The sequence below is a fragment of the Methylosinus sp. R-45379 genome, assembly GCF_001644125.1.
GTDB lineage: Bacteria > Pseudomonadota > Alphaproteobacteria > Rhizobiales > Beijerinckiaceae > Methylosinus.
The window spans coordinates 46051-52215 of sequence record NZ_LUUM01000265.1 but is presented as its reverse complement, the minus strand read 5'-3'; the positions used below and the strand labels follow the sequence as shown (position 1 = coordinate 52215).

General features: G+C 62.5%; 9 protein-coding genes. All 9 read right to left on the bottom strand.

Features of this window, described 5'->3' with window-relative positions; genetic code table 11:
• The coding region (locus A1351_RS15860; RefSeq protein ID WP_371441499.1) for a POTRA domain-containing protein at nucleotides 1–557 on the bottom strand (557 nt) is incomplete at its 3' end.
• A gap of 296 nt (nucleotides 558–853) precedes the next feature.
• Complete coding sequence (locus tag A1351_RS15855; RefSeq protein WP_245291663.1) at nucleotides 854–1840, bottom strand: FecR domain-containing protein; 987 nt, start codon at nucleotides 1838–1840, stop codon at nucleotides 854–856.
• A 374-nt stretch (nucleotides 1841–2214) separates the two neighbouring features.
• Nucleotides 2215–2757 carry an RNA polymerase sigma factor gene (locus tag A1351_RS15850; protein WP_024881690.1) on the bottom strand — a complete coding sequence of 181 codons (543 nt, stop codon included), beginning with the start codon at nucleotides 2755–2757 and terminating at the stop codon, nucleotides 2215–2217.
• Between the two features lie 176 nt (nucleotides 2758–2933).
• Entirely contained in the window at nucleotides 2934–3665 is a 732-nt protein-coding gene (locus A1351_RS15845; protein WP_051592398.1) for an STN domain-containing protein, read from the bottom strand.
• 138 nt (nucleotides 3666–3803) lie between these two features.
• A complete protein-coding gene (locus A1351_RS15840) occupies nucleotides 3804–4406 on the bottom strand; it encodes an energy transducer TonB (protein WP_245267460.1) in 603 nt (200 codons plus the stop codon).
• Nucleotides 4407–4881: 475 nt separating this feature from the next.
• A complete protein-coding gene (locus tag A1351_RS26240; RefSeq protein WP_371441498.1) occupies nucleotides 4882–5085 on the bottom strand; it encodes a hypothetical protein in 204 nt (67 codons plus the stop codon).
• Nucleotides 5054–5329 carry a DDE-type integrase/transposase/recombinase gene (locus tag A1351_RS26235; protein ID WP_371441497.1) on the bottom strand — a complete coding sequence of 92 codons (276 nt, stop codon included), beginning with the start codon at nucleotides 5327–5329 and terminating at the stop codon, nucleotides 5054–5056. The genes A1351_RS26240 and A1351_RS26235 overlap by 32 nt, the downstream gene beginning before the upstream one ends.
• A 161-nt stretch (nucleotides 5330–5490) precedes the next feature.
• Nucleotides 5491–5751 carry a hypothetical protein gene (locus A1351_RS25450; protein WP_064033428.1) on the bottom strand — a complete coding sequence of 87 codons (261 nt, stop codon included), beginning with the start codon at nucleotides 5749–5751 and terminating at the stop codon, nucleotides 5491–5493.
• The gene (locus A1351_RS15825; protein ID WP_157096333.1) at nucleotides 5748–6110 is read right to left on the bottom strand and encodes a hypothetical protein; all 363 of its coding nucleotides are present in this window, start codon (nucleotides 6108–6110) and stop codon (nucleotides 5748–5750) included. Before A1351_RS15825 ends, A1351_RS25450 begins: the two co-directional genes overlap by 4 nt.
• Between the last annotated feature and the right edge of the window lie 55 nt (nucleotides 6111–6165).

Genomic DNA, 6165 nt, shown 5'->3' with positions numbered 1-6165 from the left:
ACGCGCCGGTCGGGCCATTGGTTGAGCGCGACGATGTCTTTCGTCACCTCGCTGAAATTCGGCACGGCGCCTTCCTTCAGAGAGGCCGCCTTGGCCTTGATCTGGTCGACATCGAAAAAGCGCGCGCTCTTCACGCGCAAGCGGCCGATTTTGAGCTCGGCGACCTTGAGGATAATGACCCCGCCTTGCGCATTTTGTTGCGGAACGGATACGGCGACCGTCTGAAAGCCTTTGTCGTGATAGGCTTTTTCGAGGGCCGCGCGCGCTTTTTCGACATCGGCGGCAGTGCGACCCGGGCCGACGAATGGATAGATCGCCTCCTCGACCTCGAGCTGCGTCAGTCGATCGGCTCCGTCGACGACGAAATCATCTATATCGAAACGCGCCGACGACGCGGAACTCTCCGACGCGGCTTTCGCGGAGGCGGGCGACTTGGGCGCTGTCGTTTCCGCGACCGCTTTTCCCGGGGACGTCGCCTCGGCGGCGCCTTCGGCCACCGCGCTCCGCGCTTTTCCGATGCACCAAGCGGACGTTGACGCCGACAAACCGCCGCACATCACCAGAACCGCGACAAAGTCACGACCAACATCGCTTCGAAACTGCAGATATGCACGACTGCGCGACCCACTACTGGACATGACCATTCGGTTCCTCACCAACGCAGGAAGCGCGCACCTGGCAGTCGATCGCTGCCCGATGCGATGATCAAACGCGCTCCCTCGTTGGAAAGACGATTCGGTTAGCCCGGACCCGAAAATCAAATTGCGAAAAAATACGGAGCCCTCACCTCGCGGAATCGGATCGGCGAGAATTTCGAGAGGATCGCATTTGCGCGCCGTGGTGCGGCGGCCGGTCAACCGAGAAGGACGACACCGCCCGGCAGCGCCAGCGCGCGGGCTCCGAACAGGCGCTGAACCTGCTCCACGAGAACCTCGAGCCGATCGACGCGAAAAACGCCGTCGACGATGCGTCGGCTCAAATCGGCGTTGGCGATGATGATCTTGCCCGGACGGTAGCGATTGACCTCTTCTATGACCTCGACGAGCGGCGTGTCGTGAAAGAGCAGCAACCCCTCCCGCCAAGCAGTCACTCGGCGCGGGTCGACGCGCGAGGATCGCATGACGCCGTCGGCGCCGTAAGACACTTGCTCGTCCTTGCCGAAGCGCAACGTGAATTCGCCCTGCGCGACGCTCACCGAGCCCTCGAGGCAGCTCACCGAGACAACGCCGTTGATGCAGCGCGCGTCAAAGCGCGCTCGACTCGCCGTGATCTTGCTCCCGGCCGCAAGGACGACGAGCGGCCGGGTCTGCGGCAGGTCGACGGAGACAGCCGTCTGTCCGGAAACCAGCTCGATCTGCAACGCGGACTGCGTCGGTTTAACCGCGATGCTCGTCTGGGTGTTCATCTCCAGCGAAACATCGGGAGCGAGGGCCACCATTCGCCGCTCGCCTTTGCCTGTCCGGTAGTCGGCTGAGAGTTCTTGGAGTGAGGGCCACAGATCGAGCGGCGGGTGCAAGACAGCGACGCCGGCAACCGAGGCGGCGATCGCGCCTCCGGCAAACACGCGACGCGACAACGCCCTGCTCTGCGACATTATTTGCGGCGGCGATGCATTCTTCTGGCTCGCTTCTTCGGCTAGCTCGCGGCCGGCCGTGCCGACGAGACGCCAGACGCGCACGGCCTCCCGAAACGCCTCTTCGTGAAGAGGGCTCTGCGCGCGCCAATGCTGCAGTTCTTCGAGATCCACGGCGGAGGGCTCGCCGGCTTTCAGTCGCGCGATCCAGCCGAGGGCGTCGTCCAGCAGGGCGCGAGGCTCGCACGTATCGGCCGGCTCAATCACGGATCGAGGCTCGTCATCGGCGCCAGCCACGCCAGAATCCTCCGTCAGAAGGCGAGAGCGTCGCGTATCTTTATGCGATTCTATGGGTTTGGAGCAATCTTCTCGCATCGCATCTTTCGGTCCTGCGCGGAGCCGTCCGATCGGGTCATCACCTAGACCGAAGCCGCTGCAAACGAGACAACGGCCGCTCCTGTCGTCGAAGCTCCGCTCGGACGCTCGCAAAAGCGTTCGGTGCTCCTGAACATCAGACGACTGGCTCGCGCCTATCCCGAAGCGCGACGAAGACCAAAGTGAGACGATTTTGCGGGAGAGCTTTTGGACGGCGCATAGCGCGCCGATCTCTTAGAGAGCATCGTCACGGCGCATCCGCGTCATTATGACTTCGGCCGTGGCCCCCCCAGACGGACCACACGCGTACGACTCAGACGTTCCGCGCAATGCGTCAAAGCATATCGGAGATCAGCCTCGACCGTTCGGGTGGTGACATCCAGACTGATTGCGACCTCTTGCGCTGTCCGACCCTCGACGGCGATTTTCCTCAGCACTTCACGGCGGCGCGGCGACAGCTCGGCCATCGCGCGCGTGAAAGCTTCGATCTCTGAACGCGCTTCGGCGATCTGAGCCGGTCCCGGCGCTTCATCGCAAATGTCGAGGATCGCGTCCACCGCAGCAGCGCTCACGCGATTACGCCCGGCTTTCTTGTGATCCTTGGCGATATTGACGGCCGTGCGAAAAATATAATCCTTCGGGCTTCGAACGTCCGCCGCCTCGCCCACCCGGTCCAATCGCAGGAATGTCTCGTGAAGCGTTTCGTAGGCGAAATCCGCCGAGCCCAATCGCCTCGTGAGTCGTCTCAGCAATTCGTCGTAGCTTTCGACGAGCTGACTGCACAAACGCGCACGATTGGTCTGTATCACGGAACTCGGGCCCCAACGACGCCGGCCCTCGAGACCTCGAGAGCGTGCAGTCACTAACGGTGTTGAACGACGAATTTATGACAGCCCCGCTCGAGGCGTCGTCGAATATCCTTTATGCGAACTCGGTTCCGTCGCTGCGGTGACACGATCTCGACGGTTATGACGAACAGCTGCGTCTATTTGAGCGATTTGACGACGACCAGGACGCGAACGGGCAGCGGCAGATGCGTCGGCGCATCCCGGCTGATGAGAAGCCCTTGCAGAGAGGCGCTCACCGCAGCGTCCCGCTCGCTGTCGCCGGTCGACTGGAACAGTTGAGCGCGTTCGACCCTGCGCGCATCGTCCACCCAGAGCTTGACGCCGATACGATAGTTTCCCGAGCGCGTCCGCGCATTTTTGCGTAGAGCCCTCTCGATGTCGCTGCGGACGGCGTCACTATAATCTCGCAAGAGCGCCTGTTCTTGTTCGCCGTCCCTAGACGCCTCAACTTGCAGCGGATCGAGAGACATATCAGCAGATGCGAGAGGATGAGCAGGCGGCAGATCAGAGAGGGCCGCAAGCCGCTCGAGCGTGATCGCATTGGGTCCGACATAGCGAGCTTTGATGTCGGTTCCCGCCAGAAGGCGCTCGAGCGCGGCGTCCGCCGTGAAGCTTCCATGCAGCGGCGCAGATCGGCGCCCCGCCGCAGAGCGGCTCTCGAAGAGCACTTGCACGCCGGCCGCCTGGCCATAGGCCTCCAGCGCGCTCGCGAGCGACTGTGCGGGAATGTCGAAGAAGCGGGCCGACTCCTCCCGTGCGCCCTCGTCCTGGGCCGACGCCGCATAGGCGAAAGCGGCGACCCACGCCATTACGAAAAACGGTGGCAGGAACGACGCCCGCGCGGCGCGAATGCGATCGGCCTCGCCCACGGAAGCCCTCGGCCCGGTCGCAGAAACCCGTTTGACCGACAAATCGATGCGCATGACTCTCAACTCTACGATCCGCAACGACGCTGCCGCATCGCGTTCCAATCTGCGCTCGCATTCCTGCGATGAATGGTCCGCGCGTCAGAGCATATCAAAAGCGATCGGCGCGAGAATCGTCAGCCGGTCGGGCAGTTCGCGGGGGATTCTCGGCAGCGGCTGCGCCCGCCGGATCGTTTCGGCTGCCGCCGCATCGAGAGCGCTCTGGCCAGAGCTGGTCCGAATCTGCACATCGGTGACGGCGCCGTCCCGCCGCATGGCGAAGAGCACTTGCACCGTTCCCTGCTGTCCCGCTCGCCGAGCCTCTTCTGGATACCGCCGAAACCGGGCGATATGGGCCAGCAACGCCTTTTGGAAGGCGATCGCCGCTCGATTATCCGAAGTGAGCATTCGGGTCGAGGATGCAGCGGGGGCCTCTGCGACAGACGTTGTGTCGACGGTCCGTTCCCGTGGCGTTGGCCTCGTGTCCGGGGCGACAACGGTCGGCTCGGATCGTTCGACGGAGCGCTCGGACAGCATAGCGGACGCCGTCCCGTTCCTCGGCGGAGCCGGCTCCTGCGGGCGGTCGACGTGCTCGCGCGGAGGAAGCAAGCGGACGTCGATTACAGAATCCTGCGTCCTCGAATAGATCGACGACGGCGTTTGGCGCAGCAAGTAGACACCCACGGCGAGCAGCGCCGGCACCATCAATGTTACGCCGACCAGCCATCTCACCTCGAGCGGCTGGGCGACAGCGAACCAAGCCGCCCCCTGCCCGCGCTCGGGAGTCGGCGAACCCTGATCCGACATGCCAGCTACCCCAGTCCCACGCGACGAAAGAGCAAGACATCCGCCAACGGACGTAATCCCGACGCCCACTAGCGAGCGAGCTTACAGTCGACCCAATACGGCATTTTGTGACCGCAACGAGGCGCACTCGGCCCATTTCCGCGCCGCCTTCCGCCTAGATCGCCCCATTTACATGCGATAAATGTCTCCGTTTGATGACAAGCCGCCGCCAAGTTCGCTGTAGGGTTGCGGTACAAATCTTAGGAACGGCCGCTCGATCTGGTTCGGAATTTCGTCGGCGACGAGCACCGTCTCCAAATATCAGGCGCTGTTCGTCCAGCGGTTCTAAATTTGCTCAGTGCGAATTGACCTTTCCTGATCCGATGCATGAGCGCTATCCCGGCGATAGTGACCGACGCGCGCCGAAATCGCTCGAGCCCGAGCATCGCCCCAAGCGGAGCTTGATCGCTCGATGATCCTGTTCAATGAGATTGTTCAAATATTTCGACGATCGTATTTTGGTTCGAGCGCCGCCTCGATGCTCTCCGAGGACTTCACGCGCCGCTCTATACGAGGCCTGATAGCCGTCGAACGTGATTTTGCGTGGCGCGCGACCTCGGTTCGCGAATGCCCCGACGGAAAAACGCTTTGGCCGCGGCGACGTCTCGCTTGGCGCGCAGAAGAAAATCGACAGTCTTTCCTGCCTTGTCGACGGCGCGGCAGAGATAGGTCCAGCGGCCCTTGATCTTGACATAGGTTTCATCCACGCTCGGCCGACTGGGCGAGCGAAGCCGTTCCACCGCCTTTCGAAATTCTGGAGCATATCGTTGGACCCAGCGCATGAGATCGTCGTATGAGCGAGCGACACTCCACGTTCGGCTATCATCTCCACGAGATCCCGAAAACTGAGCTTATAGCGCAGATGCCAACGCACGCATAGAATGATGATCTCGCGATCGAAATGGCGGCCTTTGAAAAGATCGTCGACGCTCAACATCGGTCCTCACCCGTGCAACATCGCTCCTCGTATCGAGCGAGTATGCTCGTCTCCCGCCGTTTGCACCAGAGCCCTGTGGCGCTCGTCGGTTGGCAGGGAGAACGACGAGAGCGAGCGCGCGCCCGTGTCGGCGTCGAATATCGCCACGGCGCCGCCCTGATCCGAATGCTCGGCCGCATCAATTAGGACCTGGCGAAATAACCCGCGCCGTTCGGCGAGCGCCCCTCCGGCGCGGTTGGCGAGCGCTCTCGATAAAGGAACGCTCATTGTGCCTCCGGGCCGACTTTTCCTGCCGCCGGAGCTTGCGCCTTGCTCGCCGTCTGAAGGATTTTCGCGCGCCGATAGGTGAGCCTTTCTCTCTCCTTGCGGCTCAAGTTGGATGAGGTCGCGGCGCGATCGCACGCCTCGATTATCGCCTGGACATTCCGATCCGTCACGTCTTCTTTCGTGAAGCAGGCCTGCCAGCTCACCAGGAGCTGCAGAATGTCCGAGTCGGCCTCGGCGTTTCCTCGCGTCGTCTCGATCATTTTGTCGTGACAGCCGGTCCCATCTCCAATAGCCGGCGCGGGGCAGCTCACTGTCGGTTCGAGCGCGAGCGCAGCGTATGTGGCGGCGAGCCCCAGCATGACGCCTCCGGCGCCGACAAAAGCCGAGCATGCTCGGCTGCGTGCGAAAACAACG